This window comes from Halobacteria archaeon AArc-dxtr1 (assembly GCA_025517425.1).
In the GTDB taxonomy this organism is placed as follows: Archaea; Halobacteriota; Halobacteria; order Halobacteriales; family Natrialbaceae; genus Halostagnicola.
Genome location: JAOPJY010000001.1, coordinates 1,180,851 through 1,207,292 on the forward strand (window position 1 = coordinate 1,180,851; position 26,442 = coordinate 1,207,292).

The 26,442-nt window shown below is 65.0% G+C and carries 28 protein-coding genes; 12 read left to right on the forward strand and 16 right to left on the reverse strand.

The window, feature by feature from the left end; genetic code table 11:
- Nucleotides 1–27: 27 nt before the first annotated feature.
- Together OB905_06105 and OB905_06110 are read left to right on the forward strand one after the other, a co-directional pair.
- The gene (locus OB905_06105) at nt 28–840 is read left to right on the forward strand and encodes a DUF5912 domain-containing protein (protein MCU4925559.1); all 813 of its coding nucleotides are present in this window, start codon (nt 28–30) and stop codon (nt 838–840) included.
- A 1-nt stretch (nt 841) separates the two neighbouring features.
- Nucleotides 842–1,606 carry a mechanosensitive ion channel gene (locus OB905_06110; protein ID MCU4925560.1) on the forward strand — a complete coding sequence of 255 codons (765 nt, stop codon included), beginning with the start codon at nt 842–844 and terminating at the stop codon, nt 1,604–1,606.
- 36 nt (nt 1,607–1,642) lie between these two features.
- Here the strand turns inward: OB905_06110 and OB905_06115 are convergent, their stop codons facing one another.
- The gene (locus OB905_06115) at nt 1,643–2,464 is read right to left on the reverse strand and encodes a nucleoside phosphorylase (protein MCU4925561.1); all 822 of its coding nucleotides are present in this window, start codon (nt 2,462–2,464) and stop codon (nt 1,643–1,645) included.
- A gap of 60 nt (nt 2,465–2,524) precedes the next feature.
- Here OB905_06115 and OB905_06120 point away from each other — a divergent pair, with 60 nt between their 5' ends.
- Nucleotides 2,525–2,968 (forward strand): DUF488 domain-containing protein, encoded by a 444-nt coding sequence (locus OB905_06120; protein ID MCU4925562.1) that lies wholly within the window; start codon nt 2,525–2,527, stop codon nt 2,966–2,968.
- A 2-nt stretch (nt 2,969–2,970) separates the two neighbouring features.
- On the opposite strand, the gene cdd is transcribed toward OB905_06120, so the two are convergent.
- The 4 genes from cdd to OB905_06140 form a co-directional block, all read right to left on the reverse strand.
- Complete coding sequence (gene cdd / locus OB905_06125) at nt 2,971–3,438, reverse strand: cytidine deaminase (protein ID MCU4925563.1); 468 nt, start codon at nt 3,436–3,438, stop codon at nt 2,971–2,973.
- Nucleotides 3,432–4,853 (reverse strand): phosphomannomutase, encoded by a 1,422-nt coding sequence (locus OB905_06130; protein ID MCU4925564.1) that lies wholly within the window; start codon nt 4,851–4,853, stop codon nt 3,432–3,434. The genes cdd and OB905_06130 overlap by 7 nt, the downstream gene beginning before the upstream one ends.
- A gap of 62 nt (nt 4,854–4,915) precedes the next feature.
- Entirely contained in the window at nt 4,916–5,455 is a 540-nt protein-coding gene (gene moaC / locus OB905_06135; protein MCU4925565.1) for a cyclic pyranopterin monophosphate synthase MoaC, read from the reverse strand.
- Nucleotides 5,448–6,899 carry an NAD(P)H-hydrate dehydratase gene (locus OB905_06140; protein ID MCU4925566.1) on the reverse strand — a complete coding sequence of 484 codons (1,452 nt, stop codon included), beginning with the start codon at nt 6,897–6,899 and terminating at the stop codon, nt 5,448–5,450. The genes moaC and OB905_06140 overlap by 8 nt, the downstream gene beginning before the upstream one ends.
- A 116-nt stretch (nt 6,900–7,015) precedes the next feature.
- Here OB905_06140 and OB905_06145 point away from each other — a divergent pair, with 116 nt between their 5' ends.
- A complete protein-coding gene (locus tag OB905_06145; GenBank protein MCU4925567.1) occupies nt 7,016–8,251 on the forward strand; it encodes an AI-2E family transporter in 1,236 nt (411 codons plus the stop codon).
- 43 nt (nt 8,252–8,294) lie between these two features.
- Here OB905_06145 and OB905_06150 read toward each other — a convergent pair whose 3' ends face one another.
- Nucleotides 8,295–8,573, reverse strand: a complete 279-nt coding sequence (locus OB905_06150; protein MCU4925568.1) for an acylphosphatase — start codon at nt 8,571–8,573, stop codon at nt 8,295–8,297.
- A gap of 78 nt (nt 8,574–8,651) precedes the next feature.
- On the reverse strand, nt 8,652–9,542 hold the full coding sequence (locus tag OB905_06155) for an 8-oxoguanine DNA glycosylase (GenBank protein MCU4925569.1): 891 nt from the start codon (nt 9,540–9,542) through the stop codon (nt 8,652–8,654).
- A 139-nt stretch (nt 9,543–9,681) separates the two neighbouring features.
- On the opposite strand from OB905_06155, the gene OB905_06160 reads away from it, so the two are divergent.
- On the forward strand, nt 9,682–10,176 hold the full coding sequence (locus tag OB905_06160) for a DUF555 domain-containing protein (GenBank protein MCU4925570.1): 495 nt from the start codon (nt 9,682–9,684) through the stop codon (nt 10,174–10,176).
- Nucleotides 10,177–10,287: 111 nt separating this feature from the next.
- On the opposite strand, the gene OB905_06165 is transcribed toward OB905_06160, so the two are convergent.
- From OB905_06165 to OB905_06180, 4 genes are all read right to left on the reverse strand, one after another.
- The gene (locus OB905_06165) at nt 10,288–10,524 is read right to left on the reverse strand and encodes a UPF0058 family protein (protein ID MCU4925571.1); all 237 of its coding nucleotides are present in this window, start codon (nt 10,522–10,524) and stop codon (nt 10,288–10,290) included.
- Nucleotides 10,525–10,777: 253 nt separating this feature from the next.
- On the reverse strand, nt 10,778–10,957 hold the full coding sequence (locus OB905_06170; protein ID MCU4925572.1) for a hypothetical protein: 180 nt from the start codon (nt 10,955–10,957) through the stop codon (nt 10,778–10,780).
- Nucleotides 10,958–11,039: 82 nt separating this feature from the next.
- Nucleotides 11,040–12,020 (reverse strand): transcription initiation factor IIB, encoded by a 981-nt coding sequence (locus OB905_06175; protein ID MCU4925573.1) that lies wholly within the window; start codon nt 12,018–12,020, stop codon nt 11,040–11,042.
- Between the two features lie 220 nt (nt 12,021–12,240).
- Entirely contained in the window at nt 12,241–12,525 is a 285-nt protein-coding gene (locus tag OB905_06180) for a DUF357 domain-containing protein (protein MCU4925574.1), read from the reverse strand.
- A 120-nt stretch (nt 12,526–12,645) separates the two neighbouring features.
- Between OB905_06180 and grxC the strand changes: the two genes are divergently transcribed.
- The 5 genes from grxC to OB905_06205 all read left to right on the forward strand — a co-directional run bounded on the left by grxC (nt 12,646) and on the right by OB905_06205 (nt 19,496).
- The gene (grxC, locus tag OB905_06185) at nt 12,646–14,007 is read left to right on the forward strand and encodes a glutaredoxin 3 (protein ID MCU4925575.1); all 1,362 of its coding nucleotides are present in this window, start codon (nt 12,646–12,648) and stop codon (nt 14,005–14,007) included.
- A 113-nt stretch (nt 14,008–14,120) separates the two neighbouring features.
- Nucleotides 14,121–14,987 carry a sulfite exporter TauE/SafE family protein gene (locus OB905_06190; protein ID MCU4925576.1) on the forward strand — a complete coding sequence of 289 codons (867 nt, stop codon included), beginning with the start codon at nt 14,121–14,123 and terminating at the stop codon, nt 14,985–14,987.
- Between the two features lie 6 nt (nt 14,988–14,993).
- Complete coding sequence (locus OB905_06195) at nt 14,994–17,471, forward strand: cation-translocating P-type ATPase (protein MCU4925577.1); 2,478 nt, start codon at nt 14,994–14,996, stop codon at nt 17,469–17,471.
- Between the two features lie 77 nt (nt 17,472–17,548).
- Nucleotides 17,549–18,730, forward strand: coding sequence for a sugar phosphate nucleotidyltransferase (locus OB905_06200; GenBank protein ID MCU4925578.1), 1,182 nt, complete (start codon nt 17,549–17,551; stop codon nt 18,728–18,730).
- Nucleotides 18,731–18,857: 127 nt separating this feature from the next.
- Nucleotides 18,858–19,496 carry a hypothetical protein gene (locus tag OB905_06205; GenBank protein MCU4925579.1) on the forward strand — a complete coding sequence of 213 codons (639 nt, stop codon included), beginning with the start codon at nt 18,858–18,860 and terminating at the stop codon, nt 19,494–19,496.
- Nucleotides 19,497–19,512: 16 nt separating this feature from the next.
- Here OB905_06205 and OB905_06210 read toward each other — a convergent pair whose 3' ends face one another.
- Both OB905_06210 and OB905_06215 read right to left on the reverse strand, forming a co-directional pair.
- On the reverse strand, nt 19,513–20,304 hold the full coding sequence (locus OB905_06210; protein ID MCU4925580.1) for a VOC family protein: 792 nt from the start codon (nt 20,302–20,304) through the stop codon (nt 19,513–19,515).
- Nucleotides 20,305–20,567: 263 nt separating this feature from the next.
- Nucleotides 20,568–21,677 (reverse strand): GTP-binding protein, encoded by a 1,110-nt coding sequence (locus tag OB905_06215; protein MCU4925581.1) that lies wholly within the window; start codon nt 21,675–21,677, stop codon nt 20,568–20,570.
- 169 nt (nt 21,678–21,846) lie between these two features.
- Here OB905_06215 and OB905_06220 point away from each other — a divergent pair, with 169 nt between their 5' ends.
- Nucleotides 21,847–22,050, forward strand: coding sequence for a hypothetical protein (locus OB905_06220; protein ID MCU4925582.1), 204 nt, complete (start codon nt 21,847–21,849; stop codon nt 22,048–22,050).
- Nucleotides 22,051–22,080: 30 nt separating this feature from the next.
- On the opposite strand, the gene OB905_06225 is transcribed toward OB905_06220, so the two are convergent.
- Nucleotides 22,081–23,373 (reverse strand): tRNA(Ile)(2)-agmatinylcytidine synthase, encoded by a 1,293-nt coding sequence (locus OB905_06225; GenBank protein ID MCU4925583.1) that lies wholly within the window; start codon nt 23,371–23,373, stop codon nt 22,081–22,083.
- Between the two features lie 165 nt (nt 23,374–23,538).
- On the opposite strand from OB905_06225, the gene OB905_06230 reads away from it, so the two are divergent.
- On the forward strand, nt 23,539–24,504 hold the full coding sequence (locus OB905_06230) for a transcriptional regulator (GenBank protein MCU4925584.1): 966 nt from the start codon (nt 23,539–23,541) through the stop codon (nt 24,502–24,504).
- A gap of 19 nt (nt 24,505–24,523) precedes the next feature.
- On the opposite strand, the gene OB905_06235 is transcribed toward OB905_06230, so the two are convergent.
- The gene (locus tag OB905_06235) at nt 24,524–24,769 is read right to left on the reverse strand and encodes a glutathione S-transferase N-terminal domain-containing protein (protein ID MCU4925585.1); all 246 of its coding nucleotides are present in this window, start codon (nt 24,767–24,769) and stop codon (nt 24,524–24,526) included.
- Nucleotides 24,770–24,877: 108 nt separating this feature from the next.
- Nucleotides 24,878–26,314 (reverse strand): NCS2 family permease, encoded by a 1,437-nt coding sequence (locus OB905_06240; GenBank protein ID MCU4925586.1) that lies wholly within the window; start codon nt 26,312–26,314, stop codon nt 24,878–24,880.
- Nucleotides 26,315–26,442: the final 128 nt, after the last annotated feature.

Genomic DNA, 26,442 nt, shown 5'->3' on the forward strand with positions numbered 1-26,442 from the left:
TTCGAGCGGAAACAGGTTGTAGAGACGATGGCCGGATTAGACGACGTCTTCGAGGATCTCTTTGCCAGCGTGGACGCCGTGGTGCTGTTTTCCCCCAGCGGCTCCTACTACGAGCGTCTCGCCGCCGTCGACGACCTCGAGGTGATCGTCGTCGGAACCGAAAACACGGTCGGTGCTGGCGCGTTCGTCGAGCTACCCCTGGAGTTCGAAGAGGTCGCCGAGCGCGTCAAGTTCGGACTCGAGGGCGCTCTCGAGCAGGATTTCGTCGAGGACGGCGACGAACTTGCCTGTGCGACGAGCGTCTTCGCCGACGGAATCGACACCGTCTCGCGTGTCCGGGCCAATGCGGACGACCACACCGGGATCTACGACCTGTTTGCGAAGTCCCGGGCCGATCCGGAGGTGGTCAAGGCAGTTCTGGAACTCGCAGTCGAACTCGGCAAGAAAGGACAGAAAGGGAAACCGGTCGGCGCGCTGTTCATCGTCGGCGACGCGGGGAAGGTGATGAACAAGTCCCGACCGCTGTCGTACAACCCCTTCGAGAAGTCCCACGTCCACGTCGGTGACCAGATCGTCAACGTGATGTTAAAGGAGTTCTCCCGGCTCGACGGCGCGTTCGTCATCTCGGATTCGGGGAAGATCGTCTCCGCCTACCGCTACCTAGAGCCTTCAGCAGAGGGGGTCGACATCCCGAAGGGGCTCGGGGCCCGGCACATGGCCGGCGGAGCGATCACGCGGGATACGAACGCGATCGCGATCGTCCTCTCGGAGAGCGACGGGATGGTGCGTGCGTTCAAGGGCGGAGAGATCCTGTTGGAGGTCGACCCGGAGGCGTACTGATATGGACTGGCAGACGCTCGTCGACGAACCCGCGGTGATCGCCGCAGCGGTGCTCGTCCTGGGGTTCGTCGTGGGCTATCTCGTCGGTCGATTGAACCGGGAGCTCCTCCGGGCCGCCGGCGTTCCGGAGGCCGTCGAAGGAACGCCCTTCGAGCGGACAGCCCAGAGCATCGGCACGTCGACGGTCGACATCGTTGCACGAATCAGCTCCTGGTTCATCTACGGCATCGCGATCCTGACGGCGATCCACATCGCCCAGCTGCTCGATACGGACGCGTTCTGGCTCCGGGTAACGGAGTTCATCCCGCAGGTGTTCATCGCCGTCCTCGTGCTCATCGTCGGCTTCATCGTCGCCGACAAGGCCGAGTTGATCGTCAGCGAGTACCTTCGGGGCGTCAAGCTTCCGGAGGTAGCGATTCTCCCGAAGGTCGTCAAGTACTCCGTCCTCTACGTCGTCTTCCTCATCGCGCTCGGCCAGATCGGCGTCCAGGTGCTGGCCCTGCTCGTCCTGTTGACCGTCTACGCGGCGGGAATCGTCATCGTCGGCGCGTACGCATTTAAGGACTTTCTCGTCTCGAGTGCCGTCGGGCTGTATCTCCTGTTGAACCAGCCCTACAGCATCGGCGACCGGATCAAAGTCGGCGATCAGGTCGGCATCGTCCAGGAGGTCGACCTCTTCGTCACCAAGATCGAAGACGACTCGGAGGAGTATATCGTCCCCAACCGGAAAATCTTCGAGGACGGCGTCGTCCGGATTCGCGACTGAGTGGAGAGTCCGTCGACGACGGCCGTTCCGTCGATCTCACTCGATCGAGAGGCCAGCGTGCCACCGATCGACGCCGGCCTCGCGCTTTGTCGCGTCCATCTTCGCGAGCAGGTGCGTCGCCAGTGCGGCGGTTTCGGCTGCACGGTACTCTCCTTCGGTGCGGAACTCGCCGGTCTCGCGATTGGCGTAAACCGAACACACCGCCCCTGCACGCAGTCCGTAGATCGAGGCGAGCGTCAGAATGGCGCTGGCCTCCATCTCTACGTTCGTCACGTTCGCATCTCGAAGCTGATCCAGGAGGGTGTCTGAATTTGCAGCCTCGAACCCCTCGAAACCGGGCCGGCCCTGGCCGGCATAGAAGGAATCGGTGCTCACCGTCAGCCCGGTGTGGTACTCGTAGCCGAGTCGCTCGGCGGCCGCGACGAGCGCCGAGACGACCTCGTAGTCGGCGGTTGCGGGGTAGTCCTCACGGACGTACTCGTCGCTGGTTCCCTCCTGGCGGACAGCGCCGGTGGTGATCACGAGGTCGCCGACGGAGGCCTCGGCCCGGAGCGCCCCACACGAGCCGACCCGGATGAAGGTGTCGGCGCCGACCCGGGCGAGTTCTTCGACAGCGATTGCGGCCGACGGCCCGCCGATCCCCGTCGAAGTGACGGAGATCTGCGTCTCCTGGTAGGTTCCGGTCGCGGTCCGGTACTCGCGGTGGTGGGCACGCTCTTCGTGATGGTCCCAGCAGTCAACGATCTTCTCGACGCGCTCGGGGTTGCCGGGCAGCAGTACGGTGTCTGCAACGTCGCCGGCGCCGACTTCGAGATGGTACTGGACATCTGCGTTGGGATCCTCGCTGTCGCCAGTCATGAGATCCGATAGGTTCGATCCGGGGCAGTATATAACTGCAGGCCGGCCGTATGACCGGCTATGGCGCCAGGCCGTCTGACGGAGACGTACGTTGCGGCCCTCCAGCACGATCTGGCCGACCTCCCACCCGAAGCGTCACTGGTCGGCGTCGTCCGCGAGCCGACGACCTGGTTTCACGCCGCGGTCGACGAGAACGTCCCCGCACTGGGACCGCCCGCCGACCTGCTCGAGGAGGTTCAGGAGGCCGAGTCAGGCCTGAAGATGCGGGGTCTCTGCGCCGAGGAGGCGCACAACGCGGCCTGGGAGCAGGTCGGGTTCGAATCGCGGTATCGAACCCACCTCACGAAGTCTGGGGCGGCCAAAGAGGCGATCGAATCGCTACGAGATCGGCTCGCAGAGGGAGAGTCGATCGCGCTGGTCTGTTTCGAAAACACCGCAACGAAACGCTGTCACCGATCCGTGCTGCAAGAGCTCATCAGTCAGGGCCGCGACGCAGCCGACTGAGTTCAGTCGTCGAGCATCTCCTCGGAGATCGTGTTCGGAAGCAACTCGCCGAGCGTGTACTCGGTGACCGAGTCGCCCTCGTCACAGATGACCGTGAGGTCGTCGTCGCAAAACTCCGCGAGCGTCTGACGGCACATTCCACAGGGAGTGACCCCGTCGCGCCGATCCGAGCTGACGGCGATCCGGGCGAACTCGCGGTGGCCCTCCTTGACCGCTTCCGCGACGGCGACCTCCTCGGCGTGGAGGCTGTTGCTGTAGTTTGCGTTCTCGAGATTACAGCCGACGTAGACCGCGCCGTCGGCGGTTTCGAGCGCCGCACCGACCCGGTACTCCGAGTAGGGAACGTGGGCGGCTGCCTGAATCTCGCGGGCGGCGTCTACAAGCGACTCCGTGTTCGTGCTCATGTCTCCTCTTTTTCGACCAGCTGCATGAACGCTGTGCCGAGCGGGAGTTCCGAGACGTGTTATGATCCGGTGTCGTCGATCGCCACCTCGACGACCGCACGAGCGTCGGCGACCAACTCGTCGACGGCGTCGCTCTCGGCGTAGATCCGAACGTAGGGCTCGGTACCGCTTGGCCGAACGAGGACCCACGACGCGTCGGCGAACTCGAGGCGGACGCCGTACTCCGTCTCGACAGTCGTCGCTGGGATCGCGTCTGCGAGTGCCGTCTCGAGCGTCGCCATCACTTCCTGCTTTCGCGATTCGGGGCAGGGAACGCTCACCTTTCGGTAGGGACGTTCGGTGACCGGTGCACGCAGCGTCGCCACGTCGCCAGCGTCGGCGACCAGCGCGGCGACGACGGCCGCGCTCGCGACGCCGTCGATCCAGCCGCCGAAAGCGGGGTGGATGTGCTTCCAGGGCTCGGCGGCGAAGACGACGTCCGTCTCGTCGTCGCCAGCGTTCAGTTCGCGGGCGATCCCCTCGTGGAGCGCCCCCAGTCGGACGCGCTCGATGCGACCGCCAGCCTCGCGAACGCGCTCGTCGATCCGGGCGGAGGCGTTCGGCGTGGTGACGACCACGGGATCCTCGCACGTGGCAGTTCGGGCGTAGTGGGCGGCGACAACCGCGAGAATCGTATCCTCGTGGACGACTTCCCCGTCGGGACCGAGGACGACCAGGCGGTCGGCGTCGCCGTCGTGGGCCAGCCCCAAATCGAAGCTGCCCGCGGCGAGAAAGGCAGAGAAGTCGGTGAGCGTCTCGGGAGTGGGTTTGCTCCCGCGGGCGGGGAAGTGGCCGTCGACGGTCGCGTTCAGTGCGACGACGTCGGCGCCGAGGCGATCCAACACCTGTGGCGTCGCGAGCGCGCCGACGCCGTTGCCGCAGTCGACGGCGACCGAGAGCCCGGAGAGGGGGCGGTCACCGGCACTCGGATTCCCGTCGCCGTCACCGAAATCTCCTCCGGCGTCGCCGTCGAACTCGTCGCGAACGTAGTCGGCGACGGCCTGGCGGTAGGTGTCGAGGACATCGATACGCTCGGTGTCGCCCCACTCGTCCCAGGCGGCGGTCGCCGAGGCGTCCGACTGGACGGCCCGGTCGACGGCGCGTTCGGCCGCCCGGTCGTACTCGATACCGTCGTCGAAGAGCTTGATGCCGTTGTCCGCGGGCGGATTGTGACTCGCGGTGAGCATGACGCCACGTCGACCCTGCGAGGCGAACGCGAGCGCCGGCGTCGGCACCTGCCCGATGCGACGGACGTCAGCGCCCGCGCTGGTGAGTCCGGCTTCGACCGCCGCGGCGAGCGCGGTTCCGGTCTCGCGGCCGTCGCAGCCGACGACGACCGTCTCACCCGAATCCCCGACGGCACGTCCTACCGCCAGCGCGAGGTCCGGCGTCACGGTCTCCGCGACGGGGCCCCGGATGCCGGCCGTCCCGAACAGTGTCATGGTGGGCCGTTTTGCGAGCAACTACTTATACTTCGGAGAAGGTGAAACGGGGTTCGGGACGGTTACTCCTCGTCCTTTTCCTTCTCTGTGACGCGCACGTTCTCGATCGCGGTCGCCGGGTACTGGCCGTTCTCATCCTTCTCGACGGCTTTCACCATGTCCCAGACGACGCTTAGACCGGTTGTAACGCCCTCTAAGGCCTCCATCTCACAGCCCGTCTTCCCGGTGGTCTCGACCGCGACCTCGAGTTCGACGCGCTCCTCTCGAAGCTCGAAGGCGGTGTCGACGTTCGTGATCGGGATCTGGTGGCACATCGGGATCGTCTCCCAGGTGTGTTTGACGGCCTGGATCGCGCCGATCCTGGCCGTGGCGAGCACGTCTCCCTTGCCGACCTCGTCGTCCCGAATCGCGGCCACCGTCGACGGCCGGAGACGGATCTCGCCGGCCGCGACGGCCCGGCGCTCGCTGTCGGGTTTCGCGCCGACGTCGACCATCTGCACCTCGCCCTCGTCAGTGGTGTGGGTGAGCTCGTCGGCGTCGGACTCGGTTCCGTCTCTCGGATCCGGGTTTGACCCGTCAGCGGGGACGGGATCCTCAGACATCGTCGTCACCTCTGCCCCACAGAACGGCGGGCAGTTGTGCGAGCAGTTCGGAGGCGAGAAAGCCGTACGCGTCGCGCTCGGCGAGTGCCTCGCCCGCGAGCCCGTTGACGTGAGCGCCAGCAGCGGCGGCGTCGAGGGGCTCGGCGTGTTCCAGGAGCGCCGCGACGATCCCCGCGAGCGTGTCACCGGTGCCGCCGACTCTCATGCCGGCGGTCCCGGACCGGCTGATCCGGGTGCGTTCGCCGTCGGTGATCACGTCGTTCGCCCCCTTCGCGAGGACCACGTGACCCAGCTCGGCCGCGAACGACTCGACCTCGTCGGCGGCTGCGGCGAGATCGTCGACGTCGGGGCCGCCCATCCGTGCGAGTTCGCCCCGATTTGGCGTACAGACCAGCGTCGCGTCGGTCTCGACTTCCGGGACGACCGCGAGCGCGTCGGCGTCGACGACCGCGAGACCGTCGTAGCCGGCGAGGAATTGTCGAGCCGCCGCGAGCGTCTCGTCGTCGGTTCCCAGTCCCGGCCCCAGAACGACGACGTTGTCGTACTGCTGGGCGGTTTCGAGCAGGTCGCCGGCTCGATCCGGCGTGAGCACGTCCTCCTCGTAGGGCTGCACGATGAGGTCCTCGGCGTAGCTCTGAATCTCGCCGGCAACGGTTTCAGGGGCAGCAACGAAGGCGAGCTCCGCGCCGGCCCGAAGAGCCGCCTGGGCGGCGAGCGCCGGCGCGCCGGTGTAGGGGCCGCCGCCGATGACGTAGGGTCGGCCCGTCCGGCCATCGGGACGGGCCAGGCGGATGTCTCCAGGGCCGACATCGCGCTCGGCGGCGGCTGGGATGCCGATATCCGCGACCGTCACGTCTGTCGCGAGCGCGGAGAGGCCGGGTTTCGCGTCGTGAAAGGTGACGACGTGGTCGGCTTCGACGCCGTTGTCGGCGTGGTCGCCCGCGTTGGCGTCGAACCCGGAGGGGACGTCGACGGCGACGACAGTCGCGTCGGCGGCGTTGATCGCCGCGGCAGCGGTCGCCGCCGGCTCGCGGAGGTCGCCACTGATGCCGGTTCCGAGCATCGCGTCGACGACGACGTCGCAGTCCGGAAGCTCGAAGTTGCTGGAATCGGTGACCGTTTGCAGCTCGTAGCCGCCCTTTCGGAGTGCGTCCCAGTTCTCCCGGGCGATCTCGGTACCGATTCGGTCGGAGTGGCCGAGCAAGATCGTCGAAACGTCGTAGCCCGAACTCGCGCCAGCGCCGTCGAGAAATCGGGCCGCGACGAACGCGTCGCCACCGTTGTTGCCCCGGCCGGCGACGATCGCGACGGTGGCGCCCTCGGGAGCGACCTCACGGACGACGTCGGCGACGGCGCGTCCGCTCGACTCCATCAGTTGCTTGCGGGGAACTCCCAGGGCCGCAGCGTTCTCGTCGACGGCGGCCATCCGCTCACCGGTGATCATAGCCGGAGTTCGACCGCCCGACCGTTGAAGATTGCGGACCGATCGGGGCGGACAGGCGGTCACGTCGACCGTGACTAGCGACACGAACTATTTGGGAGGGGTGAGTATCGAGAGCTATGTCCGACCGACACGGCCTGTCGAAGTGGCTCTCAGATAGCGCGGGGCTCGCCCTCCTCGCGTTCGCGAGCGCCGTTCTGGCGGCACTCATCGTCCTGCCTTACGTCCAGTACGTGCTGCTGGGTGCGGTGCTCGCGTACATCTTCGCGCCCGCACAGCGACGCCTCGAGCGCTACGTCCGATCGGGCGTCGCAGCGCTCGTGCTCGTCGCCGTCGCGATCCTCGCGATCATCCTGCCGACGATGTACCTCCTGGCCGTCGCGCTCCGGGAGGCGCTCGAAGTGGTCGCCGCCGTCCAGGACGGACAGTTGTCGATGGGGGATATCGAGCGTCAGCTCGAGGCGATCGGCTACGCCGGCGACATGGGCGACCTGTACGACGCCTACCAGGAACCGATCTCGACCGGCATCCAAGGGCTCGCGAGCAGCGCGCTCGGGTTCATCGGCGGGCTTCCGAACATCCTCATCGGTCTCACCGTGACACTGTTCGTCCTGTTCGGGCTGTTGCGCGACCGGCGTCGGTTTCTGGCGTGGGTACGGTGGGTCCTGCCGGTCGAGGAGGAGCTCCAGCGAGAGCTGTTCGCCGAGATCGACCAGCTGATGTGGGCGTCAGTGGTCGGGAACGTCGCCGTCGCGGCGATCCAGGCGGTACTGCTCGGAATCGGTCTCTACCTGCTCGGAGTGCCGGCCGTGGCGTTTCTCACTGTCGCAACGTTCGTCCTGGCGCTCCTCCCGCTTGTCGGCGCATTCGGCGTCTGGGTTCCAGTCACGATCTACCTGCTGATAGTCGGACGACCCGTCGCAGCCGCGATGCTCGTCGTGTACGGATCGCTCGTCAGCGCCTCAGATACCTATCTCCGTCCTGCACTCATCGGGCGAACGAGCGCGTTCAACTCGGCGATCGTCGTCGTCGGAATCTTCGGCGGACTGGTCGTCTTCGGCGCTGTCGGACTGTTTATCGGCCCGGTCGTCCTCGGCGGGGCGAAGGTCACGCTCGACGTGTTCGCAGAGCAGCGGGCAGCCGCGATGAACGAGGAGAGCCACGCGGATCCCCAGACGGTGGCAGATTCGAGCCGATATCTCCGAATCGGTGGAGTTCCCGGCGTCGACACCGCCTCGTCAGGAGTTCAAGACGCGGTGGAGGAGTCGGAGACGTCGGAAGACAACGGTGACGGAACCGCATCCGAGAATTCGGACATCGATTCATCACCCGAAACTGACGACGATAGACGGTGACGGGGGACGGACGGAGGCAGCGGCGATTGGGGCTGACAACGCCTCAGTACCGGATCTCGAAGCCCTCGATTCCCTCGGGTTCCTCGTGCTCGACGTCGACGCTCGCGACGTCAGCCGCGGGCGACCCCTCGTGACACCACTCGACCACCGACTCGACCGCATCTGTGGGTCCCTCGAAGACCGCCTCGACGCGGCCGTCGGCGAGGTTTCGAACCCAGCCGTCGACGCCCGCATTGCGGGCGGTTTCGCGGGTGTTCGCACGGTAGTAAACGCCCTGAACGGTTCCCGAGACGAAGACGTGTGTGCGGACTCGATCGGCCATGCAGGATGGATCGGTCGGGGACGACAAAAACCACCGACATGCGACTGAGGCGAACAGAGATACTTCTGTCCGTCCGCCTTACGCTTCTGTTCGCCCGGTTCTGAGGTAGTCGAAGAGATAGGTCTGGGCATACCCCGCGTACTCGCCGCCGAGGCGCTCCCGGATCGCCCGTGAGGTCGCAGCGTACGAGCCGCGATCACAGTCCGGATAGTGGTCTTCGATCGCCGATTTGATCCAGGTGTCTAAGGGGACTGCCTCGTCGAAGCCAAGCGAGAACAACAGGATGCAGTCGGCCACTTTGTCACCGACACCGACGAACTGTGTGAGGTGGTCGCGGGCTGGCTCGTACTCGAGATCCCGAGCGTCTGCCGGGTGAGCTTCGCCGTCTGCGACCATCTCCGCCGTGCGGACGACGTAGGGGGCGCGGTATCCCAGCCCGAGGTCGCGGAGTTCCTCCTCCGTCGCGGCGGCGAGTTGGTCGGGCGTCGGGAACGCGTGGACGGTCTCGCCGTCGAAGGCGACCGCATCGCCGTACTCGCGGGCGAGCGCGGAGACCATCTGATGGATGCGACCGACACGCATCTGGGCCGAGCAAATAAAGGAGATGAGGGTTCCAAACGGCGGATCACCGACCAGCCGTAGCCCGCGCGTGGCCTCGTAGGCCTCCCCCAAGAGAGGATCGTCTGGACACGCCGCCACGATCGCGTCGAGGTCGTCGTCGAGACGGAGTCGCCGGCGGACGATCGGTTCGACGTCCGCGGTTCCCGCCCACTCTAAGACGTCGCCGCGCTGTCTGACCGCGACGACCTCCTCGTCGGCGACGGTCCGATACCAGCGGTCAGTGACGCCGTCGTCGTCGTACATCCCACCGTCGGCGCGCCGCCACAGGTAGCTCTGGCCGCTCTCTAACGTTCGGTAGAGATCGAGGCCGCCGGCGAGATCGTCGAGTGGGATCGTCCCCGTTTCCATTACCAGCATCTTCGGCGAGGTCGGCTTGGGGCTTTCGAAGTTTGGGTCCGACGGCGTCGCTCAGACATCGACGAGCGGGCAGATCGGGCGTTTTGGGGAGGGGCGAACCTTCATACTGTAGGCGATACAATAGGAATGTATGAACTGCAGGGTCGTCGTCGAGGCCGCCGTGCCGGTGTTCGATGTCGAGACCGAAGACGAGGCGATCCGCATTGCGATCTCGAAGACGGGGGACATGCTAAACCCCGACCTGAACTACGTCGAGATCAACATGGGGGAGCGAACGTCCCCCTCGGGTGAGGAGCTTCCACCGGCGTTCATCGCCGCCGACGAGGCACTGGTCGCCCTCGAACTCGAGATGACGGTGTTCAACGTCGAACGCGAGGAACACGCGTCTCGAATCGCCCGAAAAGAAATCGGTCAGCGCCTCGAGAACATTCCCCTCGAGGTGCTCCACGTCGAAGTGCTACCGGACGAAGACGAGGGTGACGAGGAACCAGAGCAGCGTGATGAGGAGCTAGAAGCAGACGAAGGGAGCGACCAGCACGCGGGCCAAGACACTGACAGTCAGGAGCCTGAAACAGTCGAAACCGACGAGGACGTGCTGCCCGAGTTCGAAGACCTGCTCGAGTGACGACTGCGCAGCGAGTACACGAACTGTATGCGCATCATACTCTCATAAACGAGTGGATATCGGCAGCGTTGCCACTTGAGAGGCGAATGTTCTGAGGATTCGAACGAGAACTTAGTCGGCGGTAGCGGCAACTGGCTCCTGCGGTTCCTCTCGCATGGGCATGGTGATTCCCCCAGCAAGAGCAAAAACGGCGGCTTTGTGGTCTGTTTTCGATTTGTGAATCGATGTCGGTCGAATGCCAAGGGACTCGTACCGCTCGAGGTCGATCGGACAATCGTCCCATTCGGCACACTGGTTTGATACTTCGGCGAGAAGCCCGTGAAGGTGAATGAGTTCCTGCTTCTTCATAACCATGCAATCCTATCCACCGCAGGGTTATATTATTATCCTGAGTCGCGTTACCACACTACTCCCCGAACTCTGCCGGGAGAACAGCGGAGACGCCACACTACCAGGAAATTAACCATAATAAAAGACCGCCGTAGGACGGTATTACTGGGTGGGTGGATCGACGCGCTCGGAATCACCAACGAGAGCGCGATTCGGTCACGTAAAATTATCACCAACGGGAGAGGTCTGACCGATCGGATCCAACTACTCCTTACCCGAGTTGTTTGAGCGTCCGGAGGTCGCGGTCAGTGCGGGTAAACTCCGCCGTTCGCCGCGAAGCGTGACAGTTTGGACAGTGGAACAGTTCAGTCGAGTCGGGAAGTTCCGCGGGTGGGAGCTGCCAGTCCTTGGTGCACTCGGGACAGAGAAGTTGGATTGTCGTTTCCTCCATGATACCAATATGCACACTATCCCTCAAAAAGGTTGCTCGAGCCATGACCGACGATCACAGACGCCGAGCCGAAAGAGGCGGCTCAGGCGGGGGCAGCGGATTCGGAGGCCTCGAGCAGCTCCTTGTACCGGTTTCGGATCGTCACTTCCGAGATGTTGGCCACCTCGCTGACCTCGTTTTGCGTGACCTTCTCGTTGGTGAGCAAGGCGGCGGCGTAGACCGCGGCGGCGGCGAGACCAACCGGCGACTTACCCGAGTGGACGCCGTCGCTTCGGGCGTCGTCGAGGAGGCGCCGTGCGGTTCGCTCGGTCTCGTCGGAGAGGTCGAGTCCGCTCACGAACCGGGGCACGTAGTGCTCCGGGTCGGCCGGTTTGACCTCGAGGCCGAGTTCGCGGACCACGTAGCGGTACGTGCGGGTTAACTCCATCTTGTCGACGCGGCTGACCGCCGAGATCTCGTCGAGACTGCGCGGCGTTCCGGCCTGTCGAGCCGAGGCGTACAGCGACGCGGTCGCGACGCCCTCGATCGAGCGTCCGGGGAGGAGGTCCTCCTCGAGGGCGCGGCGATAGATGACCGAGGCGGTCTCGCGGACGTTCTCTGGGAGACCGAGCGCGCTCGCCATGCGGTCGATCTCGCCGAGTGCCTGCTTCAGGTTGCGCTCTTTCGAGTCACGGGTGCGAAAGCGCTCGTTCCAGGTGCGAAGCCGCTGCATCTTCTGGCGCTGGCGGCTCGAGAGCGTCTTCCCGTAGGCGTCTTTGTCCTGCCAGCCGATGTTGGTCGACAGCCCCTGGTCGTGCATCATGTTCGTCGTCGGGGCGCCGACGCGGCTCTTTTTGTCTTTCTCGGCAGCGTCGAACGCCCGCCACTCCGGACCACGGTCGATCTCGTCTTCTTCGACGACGAGCCCACAGTCCTGGCAGACGCTCTCGGCGTGTTCGGCGTCAGAGACGACGCGACCGCCACACTCGGGGCAGTGCTCTCGCTCGTCGGTCTGTTCGTCGGTCTGCTCGGTCGATTCTCGCTCCGTGCCACTCGCGTAGGTTCGAATTTGCGTATCAGTCATGGTGTATCGGGATGGTTACTCGGGGCTGCCGGGTGGGGAAACCAGATAAAACCCGGTCGCCTCAGCTAACATATTGTTAGTCCGGAAGCCTTATAAAGATTTCGCCTACTATATAAACAAGTCACGCCGCCATGTAAATACGTGTCGGTTACTAAATTATTAATAAGGATGTTTTGTCGGCGGTAAGCAGTTCATTCGGGCGGTCACGACCCAGCCGCGTTCAGACCGTAAACAGGTGTCCGTCGGTCGGCACGTCGAAGAGGCCGATCCGAGCGCCAGCATCGAGCCAGGCGTGGCCATAGGAGAAGGCCGCGAGGGCGTTGACGAGATCGTCTTCTGCCCGGAAGTGGCGACCGTCCGTGAGATAGGACGCTGCCATCTCGTAGCACTCGTCGGCGGCTGTGGCCATCGGCGATCCATCCGGCGGGGCGACCGTCGCCGCCTCGAGCGCCTCCGCCAGTAGCTCGCCGTAGCGGTTCGTCTTCTCCTCGAGGGAAGCTGCCATGAGGGATCGGTCGTCGGTCGGCGTGGTAAGTCCACCGACGCGAAGCCGAACACCGAGCCACGTACTACATGGGAGGGTGGAACGCAAGGGGTTTAGGCCGCGTTTCCCAAGTAACGACATATGAGCGAGCAGCCTCGCGTCGAAATCTACACCAAGGAGGACTGCCCCTACTGCGAGAAGGCGAAAGACTTCTTCGACGCCAAGGGCGTCGAGTACGAGGAGTACAACGTCACGGGCGACGACGAGCGCTTCTCGGAGATGGTCGAGCGCACCGACGGCCGCAAGACCGCCCCCGAAGTGTTCATCGACGACGAGCTCGTCGGTGGCTGGGACGACACCAGCGCACTCGAAGAGACCGGCGAACTCGACGAGAAACTCGGGATCGTCACTGACGGCGGGAGCGATGCGCCGCTGGAGCATCGAGACGAAGGCGGCCCAGCCGCCGAAGCGGTCGAACACCGAAAGCTGATCATCGCCGGCACCGGGATCGCCGGCCTCACCGCCGCGATCTACGCCGGTCGCGCGAACAACGAGCCCCTAGTAATCGAGGGCGACGAACCCGGCGGACAGCTCACCCTCACCACTGACGTCGCAAACTATCCGGGCTTCCCCGAGGGGATCAGCGGTCCCGAGCTGGTCAACAACATGAAAGAGCAGGCCCGCCGGTTCGGCGCCGACCTGATAAACGGGATCGTGGATTCGGTCGACGCCACAGATCGTCCGTTCCGCCTCGAGCTTACGAACGGCGACGTCTACACCGCAGACGCCGTGATCGCTGCCTCGGGCGCGAGCGCTCGTACTCTGGGCATCCCCGGTGAGGACGAGCTGATGGGGTACGGGCTCTCGACCTGTGCGACGTGTGACGGCGCGTTCTTCCGCGGCGAGGACATGCTCGTCGTCGGCGGCGGCGACGCCGCGATGGAAGAGGCGACCTTCCTCACGAAGTTCGCCGACACGGTCTACCTCGCCCACCGCCGTGAGGAGTTCCGTGCGGAGGACTACTGGGTCGACCGCGTCCACGAAAAGGTCGAGGAAGGCGAGATCGAGATCATGAAAAACACCGAGGTGCTCGAGATCCACGGCTCCCAGGAGGCGGGTGTCGACTACGTCACGCTCGCCCAGAACGAGGCCGGTTACCCCTCGGAGAACCTGGACGATCCCAACACCGAAACGATCGAGTTCGACGTCGGCGCCGTCTTCTTCGCGATCGGTCACACGCCCAACACGGAGTATCTCGAGGGTACCGGCGTCGAGATGGACGAAGAGGGCTATCTCCGGACGCAGGGCGGCGACGGCGGCGGTCAGACCGAGACCGACGTCCCCGGCATCTTCGGTGCGGGTGACGTCGTCGACTACCACTATCAGCAGGCCGTCACCGCGGCCGGGATGGGCTCGAAGGCAGCCCTCGACGCCGACGACTACTTAGAGGGACTCGAGCGCGAGGAGGCAGCAGAAGCCGAGACGGCTGCTGCAGACGACTGAACCGATCGTCGGGCGTACTCGGCAGGACGTGGTGACAGATTGGTGGCGCCGATCAACGCGAAAGTCATTACTCCATTCGGTGGCTACCGACAATACAACGACCCACACACGACATGGATCCGTTCACACTCCTCGGGATCGACGTGGTGTTGTTTCTCGTCATCGGCCTGCTGGCCGGAGCCCACTGTATCGGAATGTGTGGGCCTCTCGTAACGGTCTACGCGGGAGCGATGGACGGGAGCGCGCGAACCGACGGCGGATCGACCGGAACTGCAAGCGCAGCGCAGAGTCGGGGATCCGCCGAAAGCGGTCACCTCACCACCTACGAGGTTCGCCAACACGCGCTGTTCAACCTCGGTCGCACCGCGAGTTACACCCTGCTTGGCGCCGCCTTCGGCGCGCTCGGGAGCGTTCTCTTCGTAACGACGGCGTCGCTGACGTCTGTCGTCGATCCGATCCGAGGGGGCGCCGGTATCCTCGTCGGCGGGTTCGTCATGGCGACGGGGGGCTACTACCTGCTCGGGCGGACGACCGGTGGCGTCTCCATTCCCGGCCTCCAGCGAGTCACCGGCTGGCTCGCGGCCCACGTCGAGCGCCTCGCAAACGGGCCTGGAATCGTCGGTCTGGGCGCCCTCCACGGATTGTTGCCGTGTCCAATCCTTTATCCGGCGTTTCTGTACGCGTTCGTGCTCGGCTCGCCCGTCGGCGGCGCGCTCGCGCTTGCGGCACTCGGCATCGGCACCGTACCGGCCGTCTTCGCTTACGGCACGATTATCGACCGAATCGACGTCGCTCACCGCCGGCGCGTCCATCGGCTACTCGGAGTCGCGTTCGTCGTCCTGGGCTACGTGTTGCTGGCTCACGGACTGATGAGTTTCGGCTTGCACGTCCCCCACCCAGAGCTACCGTTCTACGACGGCATCGATATCGCAGGCGAGGGAGGTGACAGCTACGATGGGGGCGGTCACGATCACCACTAAGACACCATGACCGAGACCACCACCGACGCGGGTTGTACGCTCTGTGATCTCCCCGTCGAGGGGAGTTCGGTCGCGGACGAGTCGGGGAACCGTTTTTGCTGTGTTGGCTGTCGGGACGTCTTCGACGCGCTCGGCGACGTCGACGTCACGCCCGAGGACGTCCGGCAGGCGCGAGACGCAGGCGATGCCGAGCGCGAAGTTCCTGCCCATCACGAGTCGACGTACCTGGAGGTCGACGGCATGCACTGTGCGACCTGCGAGGCGTTCATCGAATCGGCCGCCCGCGACGTCTCCGGCGTCAGCGACGCCAGCTCGAGTTACGTGACCGATACGGTACGGATCGACCACGATCCCGACGCAGTCTCGCAAGCAGAGATTCGAGAGGCGATCAGCGGACTCGGCTACAGCGCCTACGACCGCGAGGACGCGTTCAGCCGCCGACAGGCCGATAACTGGGCGCTCGGTCGGATCGTCGTCGGCGTCCTCGTGGGGATGATGGTCATGCTTCAGTATCTCGTCATCATCTATCCAACCTACTTCGGCGCCTGGTTCTACGACGAGCGGACACTCGAGTTCTTCGAGGCGACACTCGCGAGCGACCTCGCGACGCCGTTTTACCTCATGATCGGGGCGCTGACGACGATCGTGCTCGGGGTCACCGGCAAACCGATCCTGCAGGGGGCGTACGTCAGCGTCCTGACCCGCCGGCCGAACATGGACCTGCTCGTGACGATCGCGGCCGTCAGCGCGTACCTCTACAGTACGCTCTCGATCGCCGTCGGCGGTCCGCACATCTACTACGACGTGACCGTCGCCATCATCGTCATCGTCTCCGTGGGGGGCTACTACGAGAACACCCTGAAACAGAAGGCGACCGAGCGGCTCTCGGAGCTGACCGCCGTCCAGGTCGACCAGGCCCGCCGCGTCGGCCGGGCCGGCGAGACGGGCGACGGCGAACCCGAGGACGTCTCCGTCGCCGACCTCGCGGCCGGCGACCGCGTGCTCGTCCGGACAGGCGAGCGCGTCCCGATCGACGGGACCGTCGTCGAGGGTGAGGCAGCGGTCGACGAGGCGGTCGTCACCGGCGAGTCGCTGCCGGTCGGCAAGGCGGAAACGGACGCCGTCGTCGGCGGTTCGATGGTCGTCGACGGCGCGCTCACCGTCGCGGTCGGCGACGAGGCGACGAGCACCGTCGACCGGATCGCCGAACTCGTCTGGGACCTCCAGAGCGGCACCCACGGGATCCAGAAGCTCGCCGACAAGCTGGCGACGATCTTCGTTCCCCTCGTCCTCGTCCTGTCAGTGGTCGTAACGACGGTCTACCTCGCACTCGGGGCGGGGATCGCCGACGCCTTACTCGTCGGACTCACCGTCCTGATCGTCTCCTGTCCGTGCGCGCTGGGGCTGGCGACGCCGCTTGCGGTCGCCGCGGGGATCCGCGACGCGCTCGAGAACGCGATCGTCGTCTTCGACGACAGCATCTTCGAGCGCATCCGCGACGCCGACACCGTCGTCCTCGACAAGACGGGGACGCTGACGACGGGCGAGATGGCGGTTCTCGAGACCGACGTAGAGCCAGATCTGGTGGCGCAGGCCGCGGCACTCGAGCAACGGTCGGCCCACCCGGTCGGGCAGGCGATCGCGGAGGCGGCTCCGGTTGCGGACGGCAAATCCGAGACAGTCGCAGACGGTGGCGCGGTCGAAGTTACTGGCTCCAACCCCGATGGCGAGAGGGGAGACGAGGATGGCGTCGAGCGCTTCGAAAGTCACCGAAACGGCGTCTCGGGCGTCGTCGACGGCGACGAGATCATCGTCGGCCACCCGGATCTGTTCCGCGACCGCGGGTGGACGGTCCCCGAGGCGATCGTGCGGCAGGTCGCAGACGCCCGCGAGACCGGGCGCGTTCCGGTCGCCGTGGGTCGAGACGGGCGCGCGGAGGGCGTGATCGTCGTCGGCGACGACCTGCGGCCCGGCTGGGAGGAGACGCTGTCGGCGATCGCCGACACCGACGTCGAGGTCGTCGTTCTCACGGGCGACGACGCCCGGGCAGCCGAGCGCTTCCGCGAGTCCCCGGCTATCGACCGCGTCTTCGCGGGCGTCCCACCCGAAGGGAAGGCCGAGACGGTCGAACGGCTCAAGGGCCGCGGGCGGACGATCATGGTTGGCGACGGGACGAACGACGCGCCCGCGCTCGCCGCCGCGGATCTAGGAATCGCGCTGGGCGGGGGCACGGCGATGGCCGCCGATGCGGCCGACGTCGCGCTCGTCGACGACGATCTCGACGCCGTCGAGACGGTCTTCGAGCTGGCCCGCGCGACCGATCGCCGGGTGAAGGGCAACATCGGCTGGGCCTTTTGTTACAACGCGATCGCGATTCCGCTGGCAGTGACCGGCCTGCTCAACCCGCTGTTCGCCGCGCTCGCGATGGGCGCGAGCAGCCTGCTGGTCGTGACGAACTCCTCGCGGCCGCTGTTAGACGAGTAGGCGACTGCCGGCGGCTCGTCACACGAACTGGAACGCAACCACAGCATTAACCACGACCCCGTCGTACGATCAGGGCGATGAAAGCCGTCGTCCTCGCGGCCGGCGAAGGAACGCGTATGCGCCCGCTGACTGCGACCATGCCAAAGCCGATGCTCCCCGTCGGCGACCGCCCGCTGGTCGCTCACACGGTCGACCAGGCGATCGACGCCGGGGTCGACGAGGTCGTCCTCGTGGTCGGCTACGAGGCCGACGCGATCAGGGACTACTTCGGCGACGAGAGAGGCGGGGTCCCGATCAGCTACGCGGTTCAGGCGGAACGGGCCGGGACGGCCCACGCCGTCGCGACCGCCCGCGAGCATATCGACGGACCGTTCGCGGTCTTAAACGGCGACAACCGCTACGAGCCGGGTGCGGTTCGGAGACTGCTCGAGGCCGGGCCGGCCGTCGCGGCCGTCGAAGTCGACAATCCACAACACTACGGCGTCCTCGGGACCGACGATGGCGTTGTGACGAGTATCGTCGAAAAGCCTGCCGATCCGCCGACGAACCTCGCGAACGCGGGCGCCTATGTCTTCCCCGAGGCGGCCGCCGACTGGCTCGAAGTCCCCGAAAGCGAGCGCGGCGAGCACGAGATCACCGACGTGCTCGCGCGGACGATCGAGGAACACAGCGTCCGACCGGTCGTCATGGACCGCTGGCTCGACGTCGGCCGCCCCTGGGAGCTGTTAGAGGCCACTGAATGGCATTTAGAGGGGGTCGAGCGCCGGCTCGACGGCGACGTCAGCGACGAAGCCGATATCCGCGGTGACGTCGTCGTCGAGGAAGGCGCCACCGTCGAGCCGGGCGTCGTGATCGAGGGTCCCGTCCTGATCCGGTCGGGCGCCACCGTCGGACCGAACGCCTACGTCCGCGGCTCGACGGTACTCGGCGAGGGCGCGACGGTCGGCCACGCCGTCGAGGTGAAAAACAGCATCCTGATGGCCGGCGCGACCGTCCCGCACCTCTCGTACGTCGGCGACAGCGTCCTCGGCCGAGACGTCAACTTCGGCGCCAGCACCACAGTCGCGAACCTCCGCCACGATGACGAGCCAGTGCAAGCAACGGTCAAGGGCGAGCGCGTCTCGACCGGCCGGCGCAAGTACGGCGTCGTCGTCGGCGAGGGCGCGAAGACGGGGATCGACACGAACCTCTATCCGGGCGTCTCGCTGTCGGCCGGCGCGACGACGATGCCCGGCGAGAACGTGGATCGCGATCGGTAGCGCGCCGAAATCGGCGGGTCGTCGCGATCAGTGGCACGCCAAAACTGACGTGGCGACGGACTCGCTGGGCTCGCGAGTGCGGAAATCTCCCCAGATATATTTCAACCCCCCAACAATAGTGGCAACAATGACGACCCGACGAGCGTTCCTCGCGGCCGGTGGTACCGCCGGCGCGGTCGGTCTTGGCGGCTGCCTCGACGAACTATCGCTGAGAGACGGCGACCCCTCGAACGTGGAGCTGGCAGTGACGGATATCGACGACGCAGCCGACGAGCACGGGATCGCCCTCGACGTCGCCGTTTCGAACGCGCGACTGGACGGCGACGAGATACCGGAGCTGTACCTCGAAATCGAGAACGTCGGCGAGCGACTCGTGCGAATCGATAGCTGGTCGGGCTACCGGGTCGGGGAGTTCGCCTCCAGCGAGCCGTCGGGACTGCACACGTTCACGATGGGCGAGACGGACCAGTACGACCTCCGCGCAGAGACCTGCTGGTCATTCGACGAGGAGTATCTAGAGCGGACGAGTGACTCGCAGACGACGTTTCTCGAAGCGGACGATGTCGAATCTGAGAGCCGTCACGTGCTCCGACACGGCAGGGACTTCGAGGGCGATTGTCCCGAACCGGGCGAGTACGCGTTCGAGAGTTCGTACCAGGTCTACGACCTGGAAACCGAAGAGCAGTACCACGATTCGGAGCTGGACGTAACCGACGGCGAGCGCGTGGCGTGTCGGTTCACGCTCGACGTAACGGCGGGCGAGTGAAACTACAAGACAACGTCTAGAACGGGAACAGCGACTCGGCCGCCGGATCGCGCTGGACGATCTCGATCTCGTGACCGTCCTGGTCCGTCGTGAACGCGTACATGTTGTCGTTGCTCTCCGGATCACGGTAGTCGGGGGCCTCGCGTTCTAACAGCGTCTCCCAGTCCTCCTGAAGGTCGTCGACGCGGACGCAGAGGTGGCCCCAGGCGTCGCCCTGCTCGTAGCTGCGGCCGTCGTAGTTGTAGGTGAGCTCGACGCTCATCGCCTCGCTGGCGGCGTCGCGGGGTTCGACGAAGTAGTTTGCGAAGGTGTCGGACTCCCAGCGGCCGACCTCGTCGTACTCGAACTTCCGGGTCCAGAAGCCGAGCGCTTCGTCTGCGTCCTCGACGCGGATCATCGTGTGGTCGATCGACCAGGTCGCGCCCTGGTCGCGCTGGACGATCTCGATCTCGTGGCCGTCGGGGTCCTTCACGAAGGCGTAGCGCCCGCCACAGGACTCGGGGTTGCGGTAGTCCTCGACGCCCTCGTCCATGAGCTGTTGGTAGTGGGCCTCGAGTTCGCCCTCGGGGACGCGCACGGCGATATGGCCCCAGGCGTCGCCGACCTCGAGCTCGTCGGCCCCCTCGTTGTGGGTGAGTTCGAGCATCGCCTCGTCCTCGTGCATCTTCTCGGGACCGAGGTAGACGATGGTGAAGCCGTCGCCCTCGTAGCGATCTTTCTCCTCGTACTCGAGGTGGGTCTGGTACCAGTCGAGCGATTCCTCGAGATCCGAGACGCGGATCATCGTGTGGTCGACTACGCCGTCCATAGGCGAGTGGAGGGCTGCGAATCGCAAAAAGCTGTGGAAGGCGGTCGATTCGGGAGAGGGTCGTGATGACGGATCGAAGTTAGTGGCGACCGAACAGTATTGAGGGAGGGCTGTGATGGAGGCGACATGGACGAGAGACGGCTCGGGCTCATCATCGGCACCGTCGGCACCCTTCTGGGCATCGCGCTCATCCTCTGGGGTGCTGGAATTATCTGAGGTGCCGGGAGCACGAACTGGCCGGAAACGCGGCAGAGAAACTGCGATTACCGGCGCAGAATCAGCTTCAGCACGTCCTCGTCTTCGAGGACGTGCTCGGTCCCGACCTGCTGCTCGTCGTGAGTGGCGCTCGGACCCGAAACCCGGGCGAAGCGAAAGCGCTCTTCCATCTCGCCGCCGAGTTTCTCGATGGCCTCGCCGACGGTCGTTCCCCGCTGGATGACGAGGGGTTCCTCCCAGTCGACGCCGCGGCCGGGTTTGTCCATGTAGACCCGAATGAGTCCGAGATTGTCCCAGATACGGTCTTTGAGCGACGCTAAGCCCTTCTCCTCGGCGGCGCTGATGAAGGTGACCTCCTCGGGGTCGAGATCGCGCTCGCGCAGTTGCTCGTCGACGGTCTCCTTGTAGTCGGGGTTGATCAGGTCGACCTTGTTGACGCAGGTGATCGAAGGGATGTACTCTCGGTTCTCCATCAGGCCGTCGATGAGCCGGTCGATATCGACCTGCTCCTGGAGGTTCAAGTCGGCGTTGACGAACCCGTGCTCGCGCAGGACGTCCTTGATCGTCGTCTCGTCGAGTTCCTGCTCGACGCTCGAGGTGATCTTGATCCCGTCTTTGATCTTCGGACGGACGGTCACCCGGGGTGGCTCCTTGTCGACCCGGATGTTGATGTCGTACAGTTCCTCCTGCAAGCGGTCGTACTGCTCGATCTCGAACACTGAGAGGACAAACAGGATGAGGTCGGCGTTGCGGACGACCGCGAGGACCTGCTTACCGTCACCCTTCCCGGTCGCCGCACCCTGGATCAGACCCGGAACGTCGAGCAGCTGGATGTTCGCCCCGCGGTGTTTGCACATCCCGGGGTTGACGTCGAGCGTGGTGAACTCGTACTCGCCGGTCTCGGACTCGGCGTTGGTCAACGAGTTGAGTAAGGAAGACTTGCCGACGCTCGGGAAGCCGACCAAGGCGACCGTTGCGTCGCCGGTCTTCTCGACGGAGTAGCCGGTGCCGCCACCCGCCGAAGACTGGTTCTGAAGCTTCTCTTTTTTCTCGGCGAGTTTCGACTTGAGCCGGCCGATGTGGGCCTCCGTCGACTTGTTGTAGGGCGTGTTGGCGATCTCCTCTTCGATTGCGTCGATCTCCTCCTCGAGCCCCATGTACTCGTATCCTGCCGGCCGCACCGAAAAACCCTTTCGACCCGACCACGGCGCCCGGACTCGGCGTCAAAACGCCCCCGTAGCAGGAGAGTGGTCAAAGATGATTGGCAATCACCGATCCCAACGCAAGTTCGACACGCATAAACGGCGGGCGGAAAAAGCCCCGACTATGCCAACTCCGACGCAGCTGCGTGAGAGTACGCAGATCGTCCTCCCGCGAGAGCGCATCCGTGGGATCGAAGCGCAGTTGCACGAGGAGGCCACGGTCTCCGTCTTCGAAGAACGGGACGGATACTGTCGGCTCGTCGGTAGCCCCGTCGAAATCAAAGCTGCGAGCGAATTTTTAGCCAAAAACGGCATCCCACTGCAGTAAGCAGAGATCGGCAGTGACGCCGCCGATGGATCAGCGCTCGGGATGAACGGGCGCATCGAAGCCGCCCCGAACCAGGGGTTTCGCGATGTGCCGTCGGGCGCGCGGGGGGACCTCGTACCAGCCGACGTCGAGCTCGCGCTCGATCGGTACCGACTGCTTCTCCGGTGCCGACGTCCCGCAATCGCGACACCGGTAGCCCTGATCGCGACCGGCGCTTTTCATCCGCCGGTCGCAGCCGGGACAGGTCGGTGTCACACGCTCCGTCCGGACGAGGTCGCGGACGGCGAACTTCTCGAGTTTGAGCGTGTCGCGTGAGACTTCTCCACAGACCGTGAGCCGATCGCCCGGACGGAGCGCGCGCACGCGGTCTCGGAATCGCTTCGTTGGCTCGAAGGCGGCACACCGAAGGCGGGAGGTCGAGTCTCCTAATGCAGCGTCTCCCGGCTCGAGCTCGACGAAAACGTGCCCGCCGCGTCGCGTTTCGGGCTCGGTCGCCACCTGGCCGTCGACCCGGTAGGCGCGCCCCTCCAGAAGGTCGCCGATCGTCCCGTCCTGAAGGTGGGCGTCAGTCCCCTGGTTCGTGACGAACAGCTGCGCGTCGGCAACCGGCTCACCCTCGATACTGTCGGCGACGTACCGGACGGCGTCGGAATCATCGCCACGGATGCCGTGGAGAATGGGGCCCGGAGTGTGGGGCACACAGACGAGTTCGCCCGCGACACGATCGACGGTGTCCCACGTCGCGGGGGAGGCAGAGTCGGCGGCCTCGAAAACCGAGTCGGGATCGACGTCCCGCGAGGTGCCCCATCGGTCGGGCTCGCGGTAGCTGATCAGCTCGGCGGTCCACTCCGAAAATGTCGACCAGCTACCGACAGCCGCTAGCGCCCCGATTCGGCCACGACCGTTCCCGGTGCTCCAGTGGCGGTACTCCCACTCCTCGACCAGCGCCGTCGCGTCCGCAATCGAAAGCTGTTCGCGAACCGCGCGGCGGGCGAACGCCTGGACAGGGTCCGGAGCCGTCGCTTCGTCGGGGTCGTGGTCGGCAACGACGAGCCCCGGATGCGTCCGATCGTCGGCAGTCTCCGCGAGGGCTTCGATGCGTTCCCGGGCGATCGAAAAGGCCCGGTCGGGGTCGCAGTCAGTGTGAATCGCGAGCGCGGCGTTCCCCCGAGTCTTGTACTCGACGGCCGGGTTCAGCCGCACGAGCAAGAGCCGCGAGACGGCGGCCTCACGAGCCAGCCGCTCGGCAACCTGCGCGGCGACGTACGTCGTACACATCCCGCGCTCGCGCGAGTCGGTATCGTCGATCCCGACGACGGTCATCGGCGGTGGGTTGGCCGCCGAGGCGGTAACACCTTTCGGGAGCCCGCGGCGGTGCGCTCAGAGGACGTATATAAATTATCCGGCCCTGAACCCAGCCAATCGCCGGACGTAGTCCGGACATAACCAGGGAAAGGCACATATATGAGGAGTTACTTACGTCTCCCTATGTCCCGATCCGCACTGGTCGGCAACGTCACCGCGATGTTAGAGGACGCGGGGTTCGCCGTCAGCGACCGGTGTGCGATCCGCCCGAAGAGCTTCGACGTGGCGGCCCGGCGCGGCGAAGACCTGCTACTCGTAAAGATTCTCGGCAACGTCGACGCGTTCACACAGGCAACGGGCCACGAGATGCGCCGTCTGGGCGAGTACCTCCGGGCGACGCCGCTGGTGATTGGCCTGCGTAGCCGCGACGAGGACCTGAAACCGGACGTCGTCTACTTCCGCCACGGTGTCCCCGCGTTCAGCCCGGACACGGCGTACAACCTCTTTATCGAGGGGGTCCCGCCGTTGATCTACGCCGCACCCGGCGGTCTGTACGTCAATATCGACGGCGACCTGCTGGCCGACGAACGCGAAGGTCGCGAGTGGAGCCTCGGTCGCCTGGCCTCAGAGTTGGGCGTCTCGCGCCGAACCGTCTCGAAGTACGAAGACGGAATGAACGCCTCGATCGAGGTCGCGATGGCCCTAGAGGACTTATTCGACTCCTCGCTTACCAGCCCGGTCGACGTCTTAGACGGCGCCGAAGAGGTCCACGAGAACGACACGATGCCGGACGACCCCGACGCCGATCCTGACGACGAGGAGGTCGTCGCCGTGTTGACCCGAGCCGGTTACCGGGTCCATCCGACGCTTCGGTCGCCGTTCAAGGCGATCAGCGAGGACGAAGACGACAGCGAGGTCGTCCTCACGGGTCACTCGGAGTTTACGAAAGCCGCCGAAAAGCGTGCGCGGATTATGAGTTCGATCGGCCGCGTCACCCGGACGCGCTCGGTCTACGTCGTCGACCGGGCGAAACAGGAGTCCGTCGACGGCACCGCGCTGGTCGAACGCGACGAGCTGGCGGAGCTGCGGGAAGCGGACGATCTGCGTGCGGTGATTCGAGAGCGATCCGAACGCGAAGAGGCCGCGTAAAGAGCGGTCAGAGCCGTTTTTAGGCGTACGTTTTGTCGAGATAGTCGACGATATCGTCGCTCTCAGGCATCCCTTCGACGCCGTTGGCCTCGTCGACAAGTACGGGGACGCCGGTCTGGCCGCTTACGGCCTCGACTTCTGTCCGGTCACCGTGATTGCGAGGCACGTCGATCGTCTCGTACTCGAGATCGAGCTCGTCGAGTTTGGTTCTGACTTTCGCACAGTACGGGCAGCCGGGGAGGTTGTACATCGTGATGTCAGCCATACCTGACGTAGCGAGAGGAGAAGTATCAGCTCACCGGTCGGCCGGGTCCGTTGCCGCAACTGGGAAACGTGAGGAGAGAGCCGAACGCAAGAAGAACGAGAAGAGCGGTTAGAACGTCACGACGCCCGCATCGACGGCGAAGAAGATAATGAAGTAAGCGACGAACGCGACTGCGAGCGTCCACTGGCCGAGCGAGACGTCCTGACGCTCGCCCATCGCGGCCTTGATCAGCGGGTAGCTGATGATCCCAGCCGCGAGCCCGTTCGCGATCGAAGCCGTAAGCGGCATGACCGTGATCGTCAGGCCGCCGGCAACCGCCCAGGCGGGATCCTGCCAGTCGATGTCTGCGACGCCCTGGAGCATGATGATGCCGACGACGACCAGCGCGAGGTAGGTCGCGTACTGCGGGATCAAGACCATTAGCGGAACGATGAGGAGCGCGAGGAAGAAGAGACCGCCGACGACGAGCGCGGTGAAGCCGGTTCGGCCGCCCTCCTCGAGTCCGGTCGAAGACTCAATGAACGTCGTGACGGTGGACGTACCCATCGCCGCACCGGCAGTGGTCCCGACTGCGTCGGCCATCAGCGGCTTCTCGATCTCGGGCAGGTCACCCTGATCGTCTAAGAAGCCGCCGACCTGGGAGACGCCGATGAGCGTTCCCGCCGTGTCGAAGAAGTCGACGAAGAAGAACGTGAAGACGACCAGTGCGAAGACGAGCGGATCGTCCGCAACCATCCCGAATCCGTCGATGAAGCCGGAGATCAGCGGTGTGATATCGTACTGTGCGGAGGCTAGCATCGAGACGAGGCCGTCGTTGGTGGCGTCCTGATACGCGTCCTCGGGAACCAGTTCACCAGCCGAAAAGAACCCGGCAAGAGTCAACAACCAGCCCGCGACCGCCGTGGTAACGATACCGATGACGATCGACCCCTTGATGCCACGCGCCCAGAGGATAAACGTGAGCGCCAGCCCAACCAGCGAGAGCCCGGCAACCGGACTCGTCGCGACGTTACCGAGGTAGACCAGCGTCTCGGGATCGGCGACGACGATCTCCATCTCTTGCAGTCCCAAGAAGAGCAAGAAGACACCGATACCGGCCCCGACGGCGAACTTGACCGGTTCGGGGAAGAGTTCGATGATGTACTTCCGGGCGCCAACGGCGGTCAACAGGATGAAAATAATCCCCTCAACGAAGACCGCGACGAGCGCGACCTCCCAGGGGACGCCGAGCCCGAGAACGACGGTGAAAGCGAAGAAGGCGTTGAGTCCCATCCCGGGTGCGAGTCCGAACGGCCGATTCGCGTAGAACGCCATGACGAGGATTGCGACGATCGACGCGAGGATCGTCGTGACAGCGAGCATCTGGAACACCTCCGGTTGCTCGTATCCCTCGATCTGGATTGCTTCGCTCAAAATAGCCGGATTGACGACGATGATGTATGCCATCGCCAGGAACGTCGTGAGGCCGGCGAGCGATTCGGTCCGAATGTCGGTGTCGTGTTCGTCGAACCCGAAGTAGGTCGCGACGCGGTCAGTAACCCCCATATTGGACGGTCGAGCATTGAGACACCGGCTGCTTAAGTGTTCCCGTCCATCTCGACGAAAAGACGTTCACGTTCGTGGATATGGAGTGACGTGATAGCTCGTCACTCGATACCGTGTACCCCGACACG